We start from the raw sequence: 18,044 nt of genomic DNA on the forward strand, positions 1-18,044 counted from the left end.
CTTTTTTTAGAACTCCTGTGTTAGCGTAATCGTATTTAGTTCCTCCAATTCCTTTATAATAAATCTATAATAGGGGGTTGTTTCAAAGTTCTCGAATGCAATTTGATCTTTTACCATTTTATAACGCTGGTAATGATTGAAAGCGTCAATGGCTAGATTGATGTAATTGTTTCTGTTGATTTTTAGTCTTTCTCTAACTGCTTCCATATTGTCCAAAACGGTTGGGTTTAGTTTCAGCGAAACTGGAATCATCTTGGATGGAGGAACTTCTTCAAAGTCGGGTTTAAATCTAGCCATGGACACTTATGTTTCGTTTTTGAAAATTTGACAAAAAATATATCAATAGTATATCACAGGGTTTATTTGCTACCATTTTAAAGGTTCAATTCTTGTGAACATATTCGATTGGTATATCTTTTGAGACATTTTCCCAATTCGCAAGGACCATTTTACCCCCCCCTAAATTCTTTTATTGATATCTATTGGAGAAGAAAGTTAATACTGATAAAAGCTTTCTGTATGTGTATTTATACGTAAGAAGCGAATTTTTAAACCTGTTGGAGTTATGAAATTTCTTCTAAGAATTCTTTAGGGGTATAAACGGGTAAGGTAGGACTGCTTTGTTTTTGCAAATTTTTATCTCTAGAGATAAAGTAGTCTATATTGTAGTGCATCGCTGTAAAGTATTGCAATGCATCTTCTATATCAGTTAGTTTAGAATGCAGTGCATTTACCACAATTTCATGTGGAATATCTATAACTGTAACATCTGTTAGGATAGTAAGTATTAGTTCTTTAGCTTTCGTATTCCCGTATGCCTTCGTAAGCCAATAAGCTAATATATGTACAATTGAGGGCGTAATATATGCTTCTATTGTTCCCTCTACTGCTAATGAGACTATTTTCCCAGATTGAGCAAAGTCCGATCTTTTCATTGTGATATCTAACAAGATATTTGCATCAAGAAATACTTTAGAAGCCATATTTCTTTGCGTTTTCTTTATAGTAAAGTTCTTTTAAATCTGCATCATGTGGAATATCTGGTTTTTCTAATTTTTCAACCAAGTCTAATATAGATTTTCGTTTAGCTGGTTTGGTTATTTTTTTAAAATAAGTTTCAACCAGGTCAGATACACTTCTATTTTGTTTAGTCGCATATGCTTTTGCATCTTCCAATACTGCATTGTCAATGGTTATATTTAATCTGGCTTTCATTAGGTAAATATAAGTAAAATCAATAAAATGCGCATAAAATTAAATAATGCGTATAAATACTTATTCAACTTTTGTTACACAAGTCCTCCGGATAATTTCGGTACCTTTGTATAGTATGGATCTTAAGAAAACCTATTTAGTGAGTGCCCTTTCCAATAAGTGCCCAAGATGCCGGGAAGGGGAGTTATTCGTTCGTAAATCTGCGTATGGACTAAAGGGTAGTGCTACCGAAATGCACGAGACCTGTCCGGTTTGTCATCAGCCCACTGAGATTGAAGTTGGATTCTACTATGGCACTGGCTATGTAAGCTATGCCCTTTCTGTTGCTTTAACTGTGAGCACATTTGTAGCCTGGAAAGTATTAATCGGAATGACTTTCGATATTGATGATAACCGCATCTTTTACTGGATGGGAACCAATATTGCCATCTTGTTACTACTACAACCCGTATTGATGCGACTGGCCAGAAGCCTTTGGTTAAGCTGGTTTGTGAAATATGAGCCCAACTGGAAAGAGAAGCCTTTAAAAGCGCCTGAGAGAATCAATAAGGATCAGTTTGCGAATTGGTAAGCCAGATTTTCGTTTGAGTAGATTAAGTACTTCAAACTAAAGCTTAGCACAGATTTCATCTGGAGAAAGTGCTGGAATTTCACTTCCTTTGAAATCTTTGATATTTCTAGTTACGATACAGTCCATTCTCTGAATACTGCAGGCAGCATACAATTGTAAAGCATCTTCGAAATCTCTTTGCTTTGATTTTAGTCCTTTGTTAATCATTGAACTGTCTATGGGTATCACTTTTACATATTCAATCAAACCAGAAAGTGCTTCCCTGAGTAACTTATCTTCTAAAAACTTTTTTAATAAATAGTAAGATGTTGCTATTGAATGCGAGGAGGTATAAAGAATAACTTGCTTGTTTTCAGCAGCTGAAAATATTTCCATGGCAAACTTGCTAAATGGTTTTCTGTCTGCCAGTAAGTCCACCAAAATATTTGTGTCTAAAAAAAGATTTCTCATAAATGCTTTTTCTCCAGATAGGAAAGGTATTCTTTCTTTTCATCAAAGTCTTTAGGTAGTTTTACTATACCCACAAGCTTTTTTAGTTTTGGTGAAATTTTTTGTTCTGTTTTTTCTTGCGTAATGCTATCCAGGTATTTTTCTACCAATTCAGACAAGCTTCTTCCTGAATTCTTTGCATAGGATTTAGCTCTCTCAATCACTTCTTTTTCAACTGTTAGTGTGAGTTTGGTAGTCATTGTACGTGTATTTATTTCAAATATACGTGTAAAGTTTGAATTATTGAATCACCTGCTCCATTTTCATAGACCGAGAGCCCTTTACTAAAATATAGCTATCCTGTGGATTCAGCTGTTGTAGCCATTCACGGGCTTCCAAGGCATTGTCCTTGTATATGAAATTCGCATTGGTATATTGGGTGAACAAATCTTTTGTGTAGATAAAGTCTCCGCCAACCAGCACTACTTCCTTGAAACCCAGGGAGGCAATCAGTTCTACCAGGGCTTTGTGTTCCACAATGCTTTCTGCTCCCAGTTCCATCATGCCGCCTAATAATAAAATCTTGCGATTGGCGTGAATGCGGGCAAAGTTTTCAATGGCCACTTTCATACTACTTGGGTTGGCGTTATAGGCATCCAGAATAATATGATTGGTTCCCTGCTCAATCAACTGAGAACGGGAATTGGAAGGAGCGTAATCTTCAATGGCTTTGATCATCTTAGCTGTGGGTACGCCGAAGAATTTGCCGATGGTTAGTGCGCATAAAATATTGGGCAAATTGTAATCGCCAACGAGTTGTGATTTTATTAGGATTGGATTATTTAGCGTTTTATTGTCTTGCGAAGCCTGTTTAATCCCTTGTTGCGGTGCTGTGGTTGAGGAATCGGCGCCTGTGTCAACTGAGTCCAGCCCCGCCGTTACCGCCACCGTTAAAAAAGGTTCGGAAGCTTCAATCCTCCCTTGCACCAAACCCTTGTTGTGACCGTATTGTATAATATTGGCAATGCCAGCACTCATGGGCTGCAGGTAATCGTAGTCGGCGTATACAAAGGCAGTGCCGTTGTGATCCCGCAGAAACTGATAGAGTTCGCCCTTGCCTTTTCTTACGCCTTCAATCCCTCCAAACCCTTCTAAATGCGCTTTGCCGCAATTGGTAATAACGCCATGGGTAGGCAGGGTATAGGAACAATAGCTTTCAATTTCTTTCTGGTGATTGGCACCCATTTCAATCACGGCCATTTCCGCATCTTTGCGAATGCTTAGTATCGTAAGGGGTACACCAATATGGTTGTTTAAATTTCCCTGTGTGGTATAGGTTTTAAAATGAGAAGCCAGCACCGCATAAATCAATTCCTTGCTGGTGGTTTTACCGTTGCTGCCTGTAATGGCAATAAAAGGAATATTCAACTGCTCGCGATGATGTTTCGCCAGTTGCTGTAAGGAAGTTAAAGCATCATCAACCAGGAGGAGCCGCTTCCCAATTCCCGGCTCGGACAATTCTGCGGCAATGCGTTCACTCTCTATGGGCATTTCATCAATGAGTGCATAAGCCGCCCCATTGGTCAATGCCTGTAGGGCAAATTTATTTCCATTGAAATTGGGGCCCTTCAGAGCTACGAAAAAATCATCTTCTTTCAACTTCCGGGTATCAGTCTGAATAGAGGGATGTTTTAAATAAATCTTATAAATTTCTTCTATGAACATTAACTAATAATTGCACTTTTAAGTTATTATTTGACAAATTATTAGGCGACAGAAAGCTTTTTATTGGATAGTTTAACTTTAAAATTAACTTTTGCATCTAATGCATTAAATACTTTTAAAACAGTATCAAATCTTGCATTTGTGAAGTTATTTTCTAGTTTGGATATCTGCGCTTTCTGAACACCAACTAGTTTCCCTAATTGCTCTTGTGTTAGGTTGTGGTGAAGTCTAGCTTCTTTAATTGCATATCCCAGTAACTCAAGTTTTAATTCTTGTTCAAAATTATTTCTTGATTCCGTTCCAATTTTTCCAATATGCTTGTCAATCATTGTTTCCAATGAAACCGTTTTTATTTTTTTCTTGGTTTGCATATGTTTAGTTTTTTTCAGCGAAATATTTATTTCTAATTCTTTCTGCTTTTTCTAAATCTTTTGTTGGTGTTTTTCCTGTTTTCTTTTTAAGTCCGTGGGTAGCTAAAACCAATGTTTGCTTCCCATCTATATTATCCCAAAATGCGAAAATTCTATAGTAAGTTCTATTATATAAAGTCCTAAATTCCCAAATATTGTCATTAAGTTTTTTAAATAAAGTTGAATCAGTCAAGTATTGTGATTTTCTAATGTTAGAATAGATTTTTTCTCTTGATTTCCAATCTAGCCCCTCCATAAAATCGACCGCATCAGGAAGAAATTCAACCTTAAATCGTTCAACCATCTAATAATTTTAGTCAAATATAGGGTTTCCTTATAAAGAAACTATTAAAAAATTAGTTGATTGGTATAAATTGCGATCGCCCCGAAAAAATTCGGGGCGATCGCAATATTTACTTTTTTTGTATTCGTTGTGTCGTAAAACCTTTAGAACTCGTCGTTACTCAGGTTAAAGACCAATCCCAAACGCAAAGTGTTGGATAATGGATTACGTGTTACACCAGAACCAGAAGGTACTAAGTAAGACACGTTGATCTCCATGAACTTGGCGTTGAAACCTGCGCCAGCTGTGAAGTAGCGGCGATTGCCTCTGGTTTTGTCTTCGTAGAAATAACCTGCACGCAGTTTGAACTGGTTGTTGTAATTGTATTCCATACCTGCAGAAATCTGGAAGCTCTTGCTAAGGCTGCTGCCATCAGAGAAAGATTTCATCCAGGAACTAACCACAGAAGTATTTCTGTAATTGGCCAAAGCGGCAGAGTCGGTTGCAAAAATACCTGTAGTAGTAGGAGCCATCGGCACCAATAATTTATTTACATCCAGGGCAAAGCTAATGCTATTGCCTTCACTCATTACTTTGGTATAAGACATACCCAGACCTAAATTGGCGGGTAAAAAGTCTTTGTTACGAGCATCGTTGGTATAGCCTACTTTGGTACCCAAGTTAGAAAGGACTAGGCCAAAATTTAAACCCTGACCATCTACGTCGCGGCCGTTGTAAAACAGGGAAACATCCCCAGCCAATGCGTTACCCGCTTTGTACACCACACCAGTACCAACATCACCTACCACCAAGCGAGAATTGATATAACGTAATGCCACAGCCAGGCTTAGCTTGTCGTTCAATACACGGGTATAGCCTCCGTCTATGGAGAACTCGGTAGGGCGAACCGTATTTAACACGTTACCAGAGAAGTCGGTTAACTGAATATTACCCAGGCTAAAAAAGCGCATGGATCCGGAAATCACTGAATAGTCGTCAATCTTTTTATAAGCAGCCGCACTGGCTAAATATACATCGTTTAATCCCAGGTCGCGTAACCAGGGGGTATAGTTCAATGCCACGGCAGAGCGCTTTTCTGCAAAAGCTGTCTTTGCTAAGTTCCAGAAAGGAGCGTTGGCATCGGGATTGGTAGCAATGGCTGCATCTCCCATACCACCCGCACGTGCATCTGGAGAAATGCGTAAAAACGGAACGGCCGTAGAAACAATATTAATGGAATCTGCTTGCGCTATTGTAACTGTAGGCAAAGCAGCAGCAAGGCCCAAACACAATAACGCTGATACGCATAGTTTTTTTGATGCATTTTTCATAATCAAATAATTGAATATCTGTCATTGCACAACAAGGCACAAAAACAATGATTAAAACGAAAACGAAATTTTAGCGTAGAAATTATGCCATTCGGTTTATTTAGTGGCGCAGTGGGGAACTGCTATACAATGATACGAATAAACTGCAAATTGTTGTATAAAAAAAGCGCAATAAATGCGATTGACATTTATTGCGCTTGAAACTACCAACTGGTTGGTAGGATTCTACTTATTTAGTTGCATTGATAATACCAATAATCAAGGCACCCATACCCACGAAGCTGCTGGTTAAGCCCATGATTTCAGCTGTTGTCAAAGGTTTCTTGTTCTTACGAACCGGCACATATAATTCCGCACCTGCTGTTAGCTTAGGATAGGTTTTGAAGAACACATAGTTGTGAACGGTTTTAATTTTACCGTTCGGGTACAGCACATAAGTGCCTTTTTTATTCGCATTCTCAGAGAACCCCCCTGATTCGCTGATTAATCTGCGAGCAGATAAGCCTCGGTAATACGGTACTTTTTTCTGAATGTTCACGCCACCAAATGCTTGTACAGAAGTAGGTGTTTTAGGAATGGTAATTAAGTCACCTTCTTCCAAATAAATATCATCATCAGAACCTGGATTCTCAATAGCATTACGCAGGTTAACAGCTAACAATACTTTTTCTTTGGTTAAAGCACTATCCAGGAATTTCTTGGTTAGTGTATCGGTGCTCAATTGCTTAGATAAAGACTTTTTAATTTCCAATACTTCTCCTTTTAAGGCTTCCTGATAGGTATTGCGCAGGAAGAAAGCAGAGCCCAAAGATCCAGATTCTAAAATCCCACCCGCTCGTTTGAACAAATCACTCACGCGGTCTTTTTTGGTATTCAGTAAGTAAGTTCCCGGGAATAGAACTTCTCCTGTAATTGTTACAGAACCCGCAGCCTGGTTACGTGGCAGGTTCTTTACGTTAACCACATCGAAGGGTTCTAACTCAATCGCACCCTGATTGGTTGTTAATTTTAGACTATCAGAAAGATTAAACCGGAAAATGGTATTGTACGCTGCTGTGTCAGATAGAGTTTGGTCTTTGCGGAGTCTGCGCAGTACTTCTACTTCTTTTAAAGATGCACGATCTTTTAAGCCCCCACCTAATAGAATCAAATCTTCTAAGCGCATGCCTTCAGCATAACCAAAAGTGCCGGGATTATTTAATTCACCAGTAATGGTAACTGTTCTCAACTCTCTTAATTCTATTTTGCTGTATACATGCAAAGAGTCATCGTTTCGTAAAGATAAAGCCTGGTCAGCAGGTGAATCCAGATTCACCGCAGTAACCGTAGTGTCTTTGGTTTCATTGGTTCTGAACAACAAAGCCCTTCCCTTATAAGCATTTTCTTTTAGCTGAGCCGCTTTGATTAAAGCACCTAAAGTAGGGTAGGATGAAACAGCATAACTATTCGGGTAATAAATGGCACCAGCTGCAATTACACGGTTCTCAAAGCGTTTGGGTACAGCACCTACAACCACTGAATCCGAACTCTTGATAGAAAATTTATTTAATTGATTGTATTCAACATTCAGGATGGATTTTCCTAAATCGCCAAAACGCTGAATGGTAATTTTATTTCTGTTGGCAGAGTCGGCAAAACCAGCTGCGTATTTTTCAATGACGGTAGCCAGGGTTTCATTGGGTTCTGATTCATAAATAGCGGGTCTTTTCACCGCACCGTTTACAAACAAACGAACCGCGTAAGGATGGACCTTAATGATATCGTCGTCTTTTAATAAAAGGTTCTTGGTCAAGTCTCCGTTCAATAAGAAATCATACAAATCGAAGGTGACCAATTTTTTACCGTTACGAATCAGATCGATTTTTCTGAAAGAACCGTTGGCAGCAGGACCACCCGATGCATATAAGGCATTGGCCAGGGTAGCTAATGAAGAGAGTTCATAAGTTCCGGGTTGTTTTACTTCTCCTATTAAAGTAACACGTATACTTCTGATTTGCCCCAGGCTTACCTGTAAGAAAGTATTGCCTGTTTTTAAACCCGGATAGGTCTTGGCCATTACGTTTCTCAATTTGGTTTTGGCTTCTTCAATGGTTAAACCAGCTAATACCACCGGGCCTATATTCGGGATACGAATCTGCCCTTCTGTATTAATTTTGTATTTGGAAGTCTTTTCAGAGAAACCATAAATATCTATTGATAATTCATCATCTACTCCCAATACATAGTTGCTGGGCGTTGCGGTACGCATATTGGGTTCAAAAGTCAGGTTGGCATTGGAGAAAAATTCGGATCCAAAAATCTGTAACCCATCTTTTGATAAAGCGTTGAACTCGTTTTTAGTGTTTACCGGTTTTCTGGATTCGTAATTCGCTCCTGTTGTTTTTTGTGTTCCTGTAGCCACTGTTCCCATGCTACCCATTCTCGCTTTGATCTGTGCAATCTGGGTAGCTGATAAACCTCTTTCCTTGGCTTTTGCTTCCAGTTCGGCTTCAGATAGTCCGCTCAACTGAGCTTGTTGTAAATAGGCCTGAAACTGTGCGTCTGATAAGGCATTGATATCAATGCTGGAAACCTGTGGAATAGTAGGTAACTGTGCAAAAACCAAGGGTGTTGTGGAAACGAACAATCCCATCAACAAAGCTTTCATCCAAATTTTCTTCATGTGAACTATTTTATACTAACTATTTACTTGTTTTATAGCGGGGGATTGGGGGCGAAGATAGCCCGAAAACCCTAATACTCAAAGAATCATGATTTGTCCTGCAGTACTTTGGGTGCTCATACTTGGATTGCCAGTAACTGCAACGGAAAGTTTGTAATAGTAGATCCCTGGCAGGCATTTTCGCCCTTGTTGGGTGGTGCCGTCCCAGGCAATTTCGATATTGCGGGTGCCTTGGGTGTTTAGCGTCCTGCGAATTTGGGTAACGGAGGCACCCGCCGCATCCACTATGTCTATCCGCACTTGTAAATCGGTATTGGGTTGGTTGTGTTCAAAAGCAAAGACCGTTTTTCCGCCCATTGCTTTGAAAGGATTGGGAAAATTCCTGACCTGCGCTATTTTCAATTGCTCTTTATTTACCACCGTAAATTCTAAACTTGCCATGTTGCTATTGTTGACCAGGTCCCAGGCTTTGAGTTGCAGCTGGTGTTTACCCGGGGGGAGTTGGGCTAACTGGTAACGCAGGGTTCCGCGCTGGTATTCGTTCAGCTCGTTGCTGAAAAAGGAATTCAGTAAAAAACTGTTGCGCTGGTCACCATTGAGTACTAAAACCAAATCATGCCCAATGCCATTTCCTGTGGCATTGATGCCAGATGTGTCAAAAAGTTTGGCTATTAAAACAGGGTTCTCATGGGTGATGCCCCCGTTTTTAAACGCTTCATCGTTTAGGTATAATTTGATTTCAGGTCCCGTTGTATCACGGGTATTATTCTCCGTATTTCCCGCAATTCTCATGGGCAATGCACCCGCAGCTGGTTGCGTATTGGTACTGTCTGAACGCTGTGCAAAAAACTTGATATTGGCTTTGTTGGGGCCAAAGCTGATATCTCTTGGGATTTTTAATTCAACCCTAAATTGTCCATTTTGAACACTTGCTTTTCCGTTAAATAAAATGGTTTTCTCTGTTGAATAACTGGTACGAGGGCTTTCCGAAGTGTTGCCTAAGGTAAAAACTTGCTGAGGTTGGTCATAAAATTGCACAGACACAATACCGTTATAATCATTTGCCATACTGCCATTGGGCTGATTAACTTGTCCGCTGATTTCATAGGTTTTCAAGGCAATTAAACTATCTGAGAACGGGATGATATTACCCGTATTTTTTTCTTTTATCTGGTTAACCTGAATGGGTAGTTCAGGTAAAGCCAGTTGCAGGGCAGGGTCTCCCAATAGAGCAAACTTTCTGCTGTTCAAAGGGTCACCGCTGGTTTGTGTATTGCTCTGGTTACTGAGATTCTTGGCAACTCTTACCGCCTCACCTAATGAACGATACAAGTATCGATTATTTCCTGTACCGCTATTATTCATGGGCTCTAAAGCCGCTTTGATAAAATTCTGGTTCATGATGCGATTGCTGTAAGCAAATACCAATCGAGTTGTCGTCAATAATGCAATCGCACCATTGTTGCTGCCATACAATAATGGTCTGGCAATAGAAGGTTTACCCGGTTGATCAAAGGGATCAAAATCGCAACTGGCGGTAATGAACAGCGGCAATTTATCAGGATTGTTGAAACGATTGATTTCATTGGCACTAATCACCGCTTCTTCGGATAAGCGCAGGTGATTGCCATGCCCAGAGTAGTTTACGATTAATGCCCCAGATAACACCTGGTTTACAATAGCATCACTCACTGCAGGATATCTGGCGCCACCGGCACCGCTTATCAAAGGATAAGCATCCAGATAAATTTTATTGGCGGTTAATGCAGGATTAGCTGAAAGTGCAGTAGCAGCAATGCTTTCGGCATCATTAAGGTGCAGGTTCTGGTCTTTGTCATCTGCAATAAAAACCAATTGACTGCGCCAGGCATTATCTGTATTACTAGTGGAAGAATTGTTATTTCTATTGGGTTGATGATAACGAATCAGTTTGTTGATGTATTGATTGGCTTCGGTCAAATTACTGACAGGAATGCGACCTACTGCAATGGACAAAGGAGCATCGTTCAATTGATTCACATCGTCGCCGTTGTTGAGCATGGCATAAAAATCATCTGATGTATAAGAAAGCAATGGTGATAAGCTATTGCTGCTTTGAAAAGTGGGAATCAGATTGCGCTCATTGTATTGGCTATTCTGTAAAATATTTTTTGGATCGTACGTGCCCGCACCGAATAAGACAACGTATTGTAAGGTTTTCCCATTGGCTGTTGATGACGGTACTGAATTGTCGTAAAATAATTTCAGGGTATTTCTGATGGCGGCAGGGTCGGGTATGCCAGCAGCAAATTCATTATAACATTGCGTAGTGGTAATAACCAAATCCTTGTATCCGTATTGGCTTTGGTGAAAATTGGCCAGGCGATTGGCGGCCAAAAGTAAAGAGGGATGGACAATGATGATGCCTTTGTAGTCATTGTTTGTTCCTTTTGCCAGATCAAGAAGGTTTTGATTAGGTACATTGGGATTGTTGGGAATAATCGGCGTTAAAGCTTGCGCAGGGTTAAAACACGCAAATTCTTTCCGTATTTCTACGATGGTTTTTACCGTGATTTCACTGCCGGAATTTGCGGAAACTACGATGGAAGGATTGAGCAGATCACTGATATCCCAGACACGGGTGTCTGTGGGAAATACGCTTGGGTTGCCGTTGTTTAGCGGTGCAGAAATCCGCAATTCTGCTGCTGAATCACGGGATAGATTACCCGTGTTTTCGCGGGTAATGGTAAAGTAAAAACCCTGGGTATTATTTGGGGGGATTAACTGTTTTTGACCCTGAATGCTAAAACGGTTGAGCCACCCTTCTGCGCCACTAATGCCATTGTATTGAAATTGAACAGAAAGGTTACTAACACTTCCTAAGTTGGAGTGCAAAATGGAAGTTTGTGTTTTAACTTCTCGGGCGTAGTCATCCAATAAGCCACCTGAAACGCCTGATAAAGAAATGTTTTGAGCCGGAATTCCATTTAGTGAGACTCCGAATTCAGCGGATGCCCCCAGACTTCTGGAAGTGAGATGGGTGAAGAGTTTTAATGGTTCAGCTGAAACTGCATTGGTCCAAGGGATGGAAAAAGTTCTGGTGGTCTGATTCGCATTAAAATTTTCTCCTACCCATTCCTTGCCACTGCCCAATAAATTACTTTTTGGATTTTCGTAGGCATAACGATCGGTGTAGGTTCTAACAATTTTACCAATTGGCAGCGGAGAGGCGGGGTCAGTTTGTATTCTTTTAGGCAAACTCCCATTAATAGGATTGGAGTTGATGGTTATAAAATACCAGGCAGTATCGCTATACAAATTTTTCTCAAAACGGAAAGTTTGTGTTACCGAATCATAATACCATGCATGAGGGCCTGGAGCATAAAATAAAGCATAATTGGAACCCGTTTCAATGGGAATTTCTGTTAAACTTATAAGTGAAGCTGAATCTATTTTCTCAGGTAAGTTTCCTCCCTTTTTTCCAAAAATCCGGAGGCTATTGGTGGGGAAGGGGTTGGCGTTTAAACCCAAAGCAGATAATTGCGAAGCTTCAATTTTATAAATGCCGGATTGGGTTAGACCTATCCTAATCCATTGACCGGCAGATAAAAAAGAAGTATTTAAAAAATTTTGTTGAGAGTTAATTTCAAGACAAATAAAGGAAAAGCCTAAAAATAGAATTACTTTTTTCATGCAATAATGCGAATTCCGTTTATCTATCAGGATAATGTTTGTTTTTTATTTCATCAGCAAGGGGCTCAACTGGTTTGCATGGATCAGGTATAGGTATGTATAATTGTTTGCACATTGTGCAAACAGTAAAGCATTTCATTGGTTTATCATTAATTGGGGTATCCAAATAGACATAAGCATTGCTATGTGGACTGTTGACTTTTATGATATTCCCTCTTGTGTCTTCTGCAAGGGGTGCAATTGTGCACCTATGAGCAATTAACCAATCGTAAAAATCGGCTCTTGTCATAATTAAGCAATAGATAAATTAAACTGCTTTGTTCTAACATTTGGTTGATGAAAACCGTTGTTTTGTTGGTGTTCAAAGACGGTTTGCACAGTTTGAATCAAATTTTTTGTTGCTTCTTCTTCTGTATCACCCTCAGCAATGATATTGGGTAATTGCGCAAAAAATGCAGTGAAACCTTTGTCAATTGGGTCCTGAACAAATATCCCTGTTAGCTGAAAATTTTGTGCTTTCATGTTTTTTAGGTTTACTGGTTGACGACACAAATTATACAAAAATCCCAAAAAATGACACTTCACCGTGTTAAAACTGCCTGTTTCAGGTATTTGCCGCAAAGGTGATTGGTAAAATATTTATTCAAATACAACGTTTTAGGTAATTATTGGGTCTAAAATTAGGATTTTGCTAACTAATATTTCTATACATTCGTTGTTATAAAAAACCGAATTTTATAGGCCAATTATACACTCTAATCAGTATAACAAAATCAAACAATGCAGGTAAATAAATTTGTGCGGAACACCGTTTTATTGGTATCCCTAATGAGTGTAGCGGCAGCTTGTAATCCTTTTAAAGCCAAAAAGGAGAAGTCTACTGCGACCGGATGGAACTATAACGACCAGCAATTTGGCAACTTCAATGTGGTTAAACCCAAGGATATTCAAACTGCTCCGGGACTTGTTTTTGTTCAGGGGGGGACTTTTACCATGGGCGCTACTCAGGAAGATATTATGGCTGACTGGAACAATATTCCGCACCGTGTAACAGTTAATTCCTTCTTTATTGACAAATACGAAGTAAGCAACCTGAACTACCGCGAATACCTATATTGGTTAGAAGGTACGTTTGGTGCTGCGGGTATGGATTCCATTGTTACCCAGGCTTTGCCGGATACCCTGGTTTGGAGAGAGGAGCTGGCTTATAACGAACCGATGGTGGAATATTATTTCCGCCACCCTTCTTATAACAACTACCCTGTGGTGGGTGTAACCTGGTTACAGGCTACTGAATACTGCAAGTGGAGAACCGACCGTGTAAATGAATTGGCTTTGATGAAGAAAGGTTTCCTGGATCCTAAAACACAGGTGAAGAAAACTTTGAATGGTGCAGGTCAGGATAACTTTAATACCAAAGCTTATTTATTGGGCGAATATCAAGCAGTTCCTGGTAAGGATGTTACTTCTAAGAAAAACCCATTGAAAGATGCACAAGGCCGTCCCAGAACCGTTGCTAAGTTTGAAGACGGATTGATGTTTGGTGACTACCGTTTGCCAACAGAAGCAGAATGGGAATACGCGGCATACGGCTATATTATGGAGAACCCACAGCGTAAGAGCAACAAGGGGATCAAAGGAGAAGAATTGATTGCCAATAAATCCATTTATGCCTGGAGAAACGATGGATATGATAACCTGAGAGCTACCAAAAAAGGCGCAGCTCAAGGCTCTTTCCTTGCTAACTTTAAAAGAGGTACAGGTGATAATATGGGTGTAGCAGGTGGTTTGAACGATAATGCTGCAGTAACAGCAGAAGTAGATCAGTTTGTACCGAATGGATATGGCATTTACAATATGAGTGGCAACGTGAGTGAGTGGGTGGCTGATATCTATCGTCCTTTGACCAACTCTGAAGCCGAAGATTTTAATCCATTCCGTGGTAACGTTTTCCAACAAATTGATATGAGTGGTGGACAAGGGAATTTAAGAGATGATAAGGGTAGAATCAAAATGAAACCTGAACCAGATTCTTTAACCCGTAATAGAAGAAATTACCAGAAAGCCAATGCACTAAACTATTTAGACGGTGATTCATTAAGCTCAGTTACTTATGGCTATGGAATCACAACCTTAATTTCTGATAAATCCAGGGTATACAAGGGTGGTAGCTGGAATGACCGTGCGTATTGGTTAAGTCCTGGTACCCGCCGTTTCTTACAGGAAGACGAAAGCACCAATACCATTGGTTTCCGTTGTGCTATGAGCCATTATGGTGCGCCTGAAGGAATTGGCAGTAAAGCCAAAACCGGAAATAATTTCCCTCCAAGAAGAAATAAAAGATAGACGCTAAAGATTATTGCTATGCGCATAGGCTATGGGATTGATTTTCACCAATTGGTGGAAGGTAGGGACCTTATGATTGGTGGAGTTAAAATTCCGCATACCAAGGGTGCTTTAGGACATAGTGATGCAGATGTATTGTTACACGCTATTTGTGATGCATTACTCGGCGCAGCTTGCTTAGGTGATATTGGGGTACATTTTCCTGATACATCCGTTGAATTCAAGAATATTGATAGCAAGATTTTATTAGCCAAGACCAGGGATTTAATAGCAGCCGAAGGATATTCAATTGTGAATATAGACGCCTCTCTTTGTTTAGAAAAACCCAAGATTAAACCCCATATACCTGCTATGCAGGAAACCATTGCCAATATTCTGGGCATTGGACTCAGAGATATTTCTATCAAAGCAACCACCAATGAGAAAATGGGTTTCGTGGGCAGGGAAGAAGGTTTGGTGGCGCATGCGGTTTGTCTGCTTCAAGCTAAATGATTTATCTACATAAAATATTGCCGGTATTTGTGATGCCCATCATGCTGATCATTTACCTTTTGATTTTTGCTTTGTGGAACAAAAAAAGATGGCCGATTTATACTGCCATTATTTGTCTGTATATTTTTTCTACACCAATTTTTGCTAGTAATTTCTTCAAGTTGGTTGAAGGTTCCGAAGTGAGGAAAACACCCAAGGATATGCCGAATGCAGATGCCATTGTGGTTTTGAGCGGGATGATCAATCAAGTAAAATCTACTGAAGGGGTTTATCCTGAATGGGGGGATCCTGACCGATTTTTTGGGGCTATTGAATTGTTTAAAGCTGGCAAAGCCCCTAAGCTTATTTTTACTGGGGGCAAAATGCCTTGGGATACCACTAAGCTGACCGAAGGTGAAATTTTAAAACTATTCGCAAAACAGCAAGGGATATCTGATTCTGCTATATTATTGACTGGAAATGTTGAGAATACGGCAGATGAGGCTAAAGCTGTAAGAACTTTAATTGGGAGAAATAAAAAAATCATATTGGTTACATCCGCCTATCATATGCCTCGCTCAAAAATGCTTTTTGCAAAGCAAGGCTTTTGGGTAGTTGATTATTCGGTTGATTTTAAAGTAGATAGAGTAAGTAAACGGACATTTATAGATTACTTGCCTGATGCAGACAGTTTCCGATTACTGAATTCAGCATACAGAGAGTTGATTGGCAGGTTCATTTATTTATTAGTTTAGCAATCTAATGGAGAAGGAAAAAAAGATTGCCATTGTAGGATTAGGGTATGTAGGACTACCACTTGCTATAGCTTTTGCGGATAAATACAAGGTTTTAGGCTTTGATATCAATACACAGCGCATTGATGAATTAAAAAAGTGTTTTGATAAAACGAAGGAAGTAGAACCTTCAAAGTTTAATACAGCGTATCCATTAAAATTTACTGATTCTCTCGATGATCTCCAGAGCTCAAATATTTTTATTATTACAGTGCCTACTCCAATTGATAATAATAAGCAGCCTGATTTAAGTTTTCTTCTTTCCGCATCATCCAAGATTGGTTCAATCCTCAAAAAAGGAGATATTGTCATTTATGAATCTACAGTCTATCCTGGATGTACAGAAGAGGAGTGTGTACCTGTTTTAGAGCAAAAAAGTGGCCTATTTTATAATAATGATTTTTTTGTTGGTTATTCTCCTGAACGGATTAATCCTGGAGATAAAACCAGACCCATTCAGTCCATTGTAAAAGTTACTTCTGGCTCTACACCAGAAATTGCTGAAGTTGTTGACAAATTATATAAAACCGTTATTATAGCAGGCACATATAAAGCCCCAAGTATTAAAGTTGCAGAAGCCGCCAAAGCCATAGAGAATGCACAAAGAGATGTAAATATCTCATTCATGAATGAATTGGCGTTAATCTTTGATAAACTTAATATAGACATTGATGAAGTGTTGGAAGCTGCAAAAACTAAGTGGAATTTTCTACCTTTCAAACCTGGATTGGTTGGTGGCCACTGCATTGGAGTAGATCCGCATTATTTGGCTTATAGAGCTATGCAGGTAGGTTATACGCCAAAGGTTATCTTATCAGGGCGGGAAGTTAATGAACAGATGGGTGTATGGAGAGCTGAGAAAATTATTGCTGAATTGGCTAAAAAGTTTAATGGTAATATATGTGGCAAAAAAGTATTGATTTTAGGTTTCGCGTTCAAAGAAAATTGCACTGATACACGTAATACTAAAGTTGTTGATGTCTACAATACCTTGAAAAAAGCTGGGATAGAAGTTTCCATTTATGACCCCTTAGTTGATGCAATTAATGTAGAAAAGGAATTCGGCATTGAATTGGCACAATCAAAAGAAGGGCAATTCGACTATATTTTCAAAGCGGTTAGCCACTCTATTTTCAATGATTAATTAAACAATTTCTTTCACCACATTCCAGATTACTTTAGGTTTTCCCAATGTATAGTAGTGTAAAACAGGTACCCCGAAAGCTTTCAACTCCTTGCTTTGTTGAATCAGCCACTCTGTTCCAACCTGTTCACATTCCGCATCCGTTTTACATTTGGAAATGGCATTGGATAAATCGGTTGGAATGTCTACATGGAATATTCTGGGAAGAACAGAGAGCTGTTTTTTATTGGTGATTGGTTTTAAACCAGGAATGATGGGAACATTTATGCCCATTTCTCTGCAGGCTTTTACATAATCAAAATATTTCTGGTTGTCGAAAAACATTTGTGTCATGATATAATCTGCACCAGCATCTACTTTTTCTTTCAGTCTTTGTAAATCAATTTCCAAATTAGGTGCTTCAAAATGTTTTTCAGGATAGCCAGCTGTACCAATACAGAAATTGGTTTTTCCTCCATTCTGGATATCATCATCCAGATAAATTCCACTGTTCAGGTTTACAACCTGCTTTTGTAAGTCGATGGCATATTTGTGACCATCGGGTTCTGGTTCAAAGCTGGCTTCATTTTTAGCGGCATCCCCTCTTAATACGAGTACGTTGTCAATACCAAGAAAATTCAGATCAATCAGCGCATCTTCACTTTCTCTTTTGTTAAAACCTCCACAAATAAAATGGGGTACAGTATCTATTGAATAGTGGTTCATAATGGCGGCACAGATACCTACTGTACCGGGTCTTTTGCGCACTTCTACTTTTTCGAAAGTTCCGTCTGCTTTTTTTTTGAAAGCCGTTTCACTTCTGTGGTAGGTAACATTGATCCAGCTCGGTTTAAATTCCATTAAGGGGTCGAGATGGTCAAAAACGTGATTTATACTTTTACCTTTCAAAGGGGGAAGTATTTCAAATGATATGAGTGTCTTTTCCGCTTTTTTTATATGGTCAATTACTTTCATCCTATTCAAATATTTCGTAATCTTGCAAACTTAAAGT

At 39.3% G+C, this 18,044-nt stretch carries 18 protein-coding genes; 5 read left to right on the top strand and 13 right to left on the bottom strand.

The window, feature by feature from the left end:
• Positions 1 to 6: 6 nt before the first annotated feature.
• From F777_RS0105665 to F777_RS0105675, 3 genes are all read right to left on the bottom strand, one after another.
• Positions 7 to 297 carry a hypothetical protein gene (locus F777_RS0105665; RefSeq protein WP_026751190.1) on the bottom strand — a complete coding sequence of 97 codons (291 nt, stop codon included), beginning with the start codon at positions 295 to 297 and terminating at the stop codon, positions 7 to 9.
• A gap of 266 nt (positions 298 to 563) precedes the next feature.
• On the bottom strand, positions 564 to 983 hold the full coding sequence (locus tag F777_RS0105670; RefSeq protein ID WP_026751191.1) for a type II toxin-antitoxin system VapC family toxin: 420 nt from the start codon (positions 981 to 983) through the stop codon (positions 564 to 566).
• Positions 973 to 1,215, bottom strand: coding sequence for a DUF6364 family protein (locus F777_RS0105675; RefSeq protein WP_026751192.1), 243 nt, complete (start codon positions 1,213 to 1,215; stop codon positions 973 to 975). Before F777_RS0105675 ends, F777_RS0105670 begins: the two co-directional genes overlap by 11 nt.
• A gap of 46 nt (positions 1,216 to 1,261) precedes the next feature.
• On the opposite strand from F777_RS0105675, the gene F777_RS0105680 reads away from it, so the two are divergent.
• Positions 1,262 to 1,786 carry a DUF983 domain-containing protein gene (locus F777_RS0105680; protein ID WP_235785891.1) on the top strand — a complete coding sequence of 175 codons (525 nt, stop codon included), beginning with the start codon at positions 1,262 to 1,264 and terminating at the stop codon, positions 1,784 to 1,786.
• A gap of 36 nt (positions 1,787 to 1,822) precedes the next feature.
• On the opposite strand, the gene F777_RS0105685 is transcribed toward F777_RS0105680, so the two are convergent.
• From F777_RS0105685 to F777_RS0105730, 9 genes are all read right to left on the bottom strand, one after another.
• The gene (locus F777_RS0105685) at positions 1,823 to 2,236 is read right to left on the bottom strand and encodes a type II toxin-antitoxin system VapC family toxin (protein ID WP_026751194.1); all 414 of its coding nucleotides are present in this window, start codon (positions 2,234 to 2,236) and stop codon (positions 1,823 to 1,825) included.
• The gene (locus tag F777_RS0105690; RefSeq protein WP_026751195.1) at positions 2,233 to 2,475 is read right to left on the bottom strand and encodes a DUF6364 family protein; all 243 of its coding nucleotides are present in this window, start codon (positions 2,473 to 2,475) and stop codon (positions 2,233 to 2,235) included. Before F777_RS0105690 ends, F777_RS0105685 begins: the two co-directional genes overlap by 4 nt.
• A gap of 40 nt (positions 2,476 to 2,515) precedes the next feature.
• On the bottom strand, positions 2,516 to 3,940 hold the full coding sequence (gene murF, locus F777_RS0105695) for a UDP-N-acetylmuramoyl-tripeptide--D-alanyl-D-alanine ligase (RefSeq protein WP_026751196.1): 1,425 nt from the start codon (positions 3,938 to 3,940) through the stop codon (positions 2,516 to 2,518).
• 41 nt (positions 3,941 to 3,981) lie between these two features.
• The gene (locus tag F777_RS0105700) at positions 3,982 to 4,311 is read right to left on the bottom strand and encodes a helix-turn-helix transcriptional regulator (RefSeq protein WP_173399626.1); all 330 of its coding nucleotides are present in this window, start codon (positions 4,309 to 4,311) and stop codon (positions 3,982 to 3,984) included.
• Between the two features lie 4 nt (positions 4,312 to 4,315).
• The gene (locus tag F777_RS0105705; protein WP_026751198.1) at positions 4,316 to 4,654 is read right to left on the bottom strand and encodes a type II toxin-antitoxin system RelE/ParE family toxin; all 339 of its coding nucleotides are present in this window, start codon (positions 4,652 to 4,654) and stop codon (positions 4,316 to 4,318) included.
• Positions 4,655 to 4,797: 143 nt separating this feature from the next.
• Entirely contained in the window at positions 4,798 to 5,964 is a 1,167-nt protein-coding gene (porV, locus tag F777_RS0105710) for a type IX secretion system outer membrane channel protein PorV (protein ID WP_026751199.1), read from the bottom strand.
• A 229-nt stretch (positions 5,965 to 6,193) separates the two neighbouring features.
• Positions 6,194 to 8,626: an SLBB domain-containing protein gene (locus F777_RS0105715; protein WP_081720473.1), complete on the bottom strand. Its 2,433-nt coding sequence runs from the start codon at positions 8,624 to 8,626 to the stop codon at positions 6,194 to 6,196.
• A gap of 78 nt (positions 8,627 to 8,704) precedes the next feature.
• Positions 8,705 to 12,298 (bottom strand): type IX secretion system sortase PorU, encoded by a 3,594-nt coding sequence (gene porU / locus F777_RS0105720; RefSeq protein WP_026751201.1) that lies wholly within the window; start codon positions 12,296 to 12,298, stop codon positions 8,705 to 8,707.
• A gap of 291 nt (positions 12,299 to 12,589) precedes the next feature.
• The gene (locus F777_RS0105730) at positions 12,590 to 12,820 is read right to left on the bottom strand and encodes a type II toxin-antitoxin system HicB family antitoxin (RefSeq protein WP_026751203.1); all 231 of its coding nucleotides are present in this window, start codon (positions 12,818 to 12,820) and stop codon (positions 12,590 to 12,592) included.
• A 258-nt stretch (positions 12,821 to 13,078) separates the two neighbouring features.
• Between F777_RS0105730 and F777_RS0105735 the strand changes: the two genes are divergently transcribed.
• The 4 genes from F777_RS0105735 to F777_RS15860 are packed head-to-tail and all read left to right on the top strand — an operon-like array spanning position 13,079 to position 17,053.
• Entirely contained in the window at positions 13,079 to 14,644 is a 1,566-nt protein-coding gene (locus tag F777_RS0105735; RefSeq protein WP_026751204.1) for an SUMF1/EgtB/PvdO family nonheme iron enzyme, read from the top strand.
• Positions 14,645 to 14,662: 18 nt separating this feature from the next.
• Positions 14,663 to 15,136, top strand: coding sequence for a 2-C-methyl-D-erythritol 2,4-cyclodiphosphate synthase (ispF, locus tag F777_RS0105740; RefSeq protein ID WP_173399627.1), 474 nt, complete (start codon positions 14,663 to 14,665; stop codon positions 15,134 to 15,136).
• On the top strand, positions 15,133 to 15,870 hold the full coding sequence (locus tag F777_RS0105745; RefSeq protein ID WP_026751206.1) for a YdcF family protein: 738 nt from the start codon (positions 15,133 to 15,135) through the stop codon (positions 15,868 to 15,870). Before ispF ends, F777_RS0105745 begins: the two co-directional genes overlap by 4 nt.
• A 7-nt stretch (positions 15,871 to 15,877) precedes the next feature.
• On the top strand, positions 15,878 to 17,053 hold the full coding sequence (locus tag F777_RS15860) for a nucleotide sugar dehydrogenase (protein ID WP_037369912.1): 1,176 nt from the start codon (positions 15,878 to 15,880) through the stop codon (positions 17,051 to 17,053).
• On the opposite strand, the gene F777_RS0105755 is transcribed toward F777_RS15860, so the two are convergent.
• The gene (locus F777_RS0105755; RefSeq protein WP_026751207.1) at positions 17,054 to 18,007 is read right to left on the bottom strand and encodes a methylenetetrahydrofolate reductase; all 954 of its coding nucleotides are present in this window, start codon (positions 18,005 to 18,007) and stop codon (positions 17,054 to 17,056) included.
• Positions 18,008 to 18,044: the final 37 nt, after the last annotated feature.

It is taken from the genome of Sediminibacterium sp. C3 (genome assembly GCF_000508085.1).
Lineage (GTDB): Bacteria > Bacteroidota > Bacteroidia > Chitinophagales > Chitinophagaceae > Sediminibacterium.

What these genes read in the sequence shown, in the direction of transcription:
- porU (WP_026751201.1), bottom strand. Translation starts at nt 12,298, where the DNA reads ATGAAAAAAGTAATTCTATTTTTAGGCTTTTCCTTTATTTGTCTTGAA.
- F777_RS0105705 (WP_026751198.1), bottom strand. Translation starts at nt 4,654, where the DNA reads ATGGTTGAACGATTTAAGGTTGAATTTCTTCCTGATGCGGTCGATTTT.
- ispF (WP_173399627.1), top strand. Translation starts at nt 14,663, where the DNA reads ATGCGCATAGGCTATGGGATTGATTTTCACCAATTGGTGGAAGGTAGG.
- F777_RS0105715 (WP_081720473.1), bottom strand. Translation starts at nt 8,626, where the DNA reads ATGAAGAAAATTTGGATGAAAGCTTTGTTGATGGGATTGTTCGTTTCC.
- F777_RS0105730 (WP_026751203.1), bottom strand. Translation starts at nt 12,820, where the DNA reads ATGAAAGCACAAAATTTTCAGCTAACAGGGATATTTGTTCAGGACCCA.
- F777_RS0105690 (WP_026751195.1), bottom strand. Translation starts at nt 2,475, where the DNA reads ATGACTACCAAACTCACACTAACAGTTGAAAAAGAAGTGATTGAGAGA.
- F777_RS0105735 (WP_026751204.1), top strand. Translation starts at nt 13,079, where the DNA reads ATGCAGGTAAATAAATTTGTGCGGAACACCGTTTTATTGGTATCCCTA.
- F777_RS0105685 (WP_026751194.1), bottom strand. Translation starts at nt 2,236, where the DNA reads ATGAGAAATCTTTTTTTAGACACAAATATTTTGGTGGACTTACTGGCA.
- F777_RS0105745 (WP_026751206.1), top strand. Translation starts at nt 15,133, where the DNA reads ATGATTTATCTACATAAAATATTGCCGGTATTTGTGATGCCCATCATG.
- porV (WP_026751199.1), bottom strand. Translation starts at nt 5,964, where the DNA reads ATGAAAAATGCATCAAAAAAACTATGCGTATCAGCGTTATTGTGTTTG.
- murF (WP_026751196.1), bottom strand. Translation starts at nt 3,940, where the DNA reads ATGTTCATAGAAGAAATTTATAAGATTTATTTAAAACATCCCTCTATT.
- F777_RS0105675 (WP_026751192.1), bottom strand. Translation starts at nt 1,215, where the DNA reads ATGAAAGCCAGATTAAATATAACCATTGACAATGCAGTATTGGAAGAT.
- F777_RS0105755 (WP_026751207.1), bottom strand. Translation starts at nt 18,007, where the DNA reads ATGAAAGTAATTGACCATATAAAAAAAGCGGAAAAGACACTCATATCA.
- F777_RS0105680 (WP_235785891.1), top strand. Translation starts at nt 1,262, where the DNA reads ATGCGTATAAATACTTATTCAACTTTTGTTACACAAGTCCTCCGGATA.
- F777_RS0105700 (WP_173399626.1), bottom strand. Translation starts at nt 4,311, where the DNA reads ATGCAAACCAAGAAAAAAATAAAAACGGTTTCATTGGAAACAATGATT.
- F777_RS0105670 (WP_026751191.1), bottom strand. Translation starts at nt 983, where the DNA reads ATGGCTTCTAAAGTATTTCTTGATGCAAATATCTTGTTAGATATCACA.
- F777_RS0105665 (WP_026751190.1), bottom strand. Translation starts at nt 297, where the DNA reads ATGGCTAGATTTAAACCCGACTTTGAAGAAGTTCCTCCATCCAAGATG.
- F777_RS15860 (WP_037369912.1), top strand. Translation starts at nt 15,878, where the DNA reads ATGGAGAAGGAAAAAAAGATTGCCATTGTAGGATTAGGGTATGTAGGA.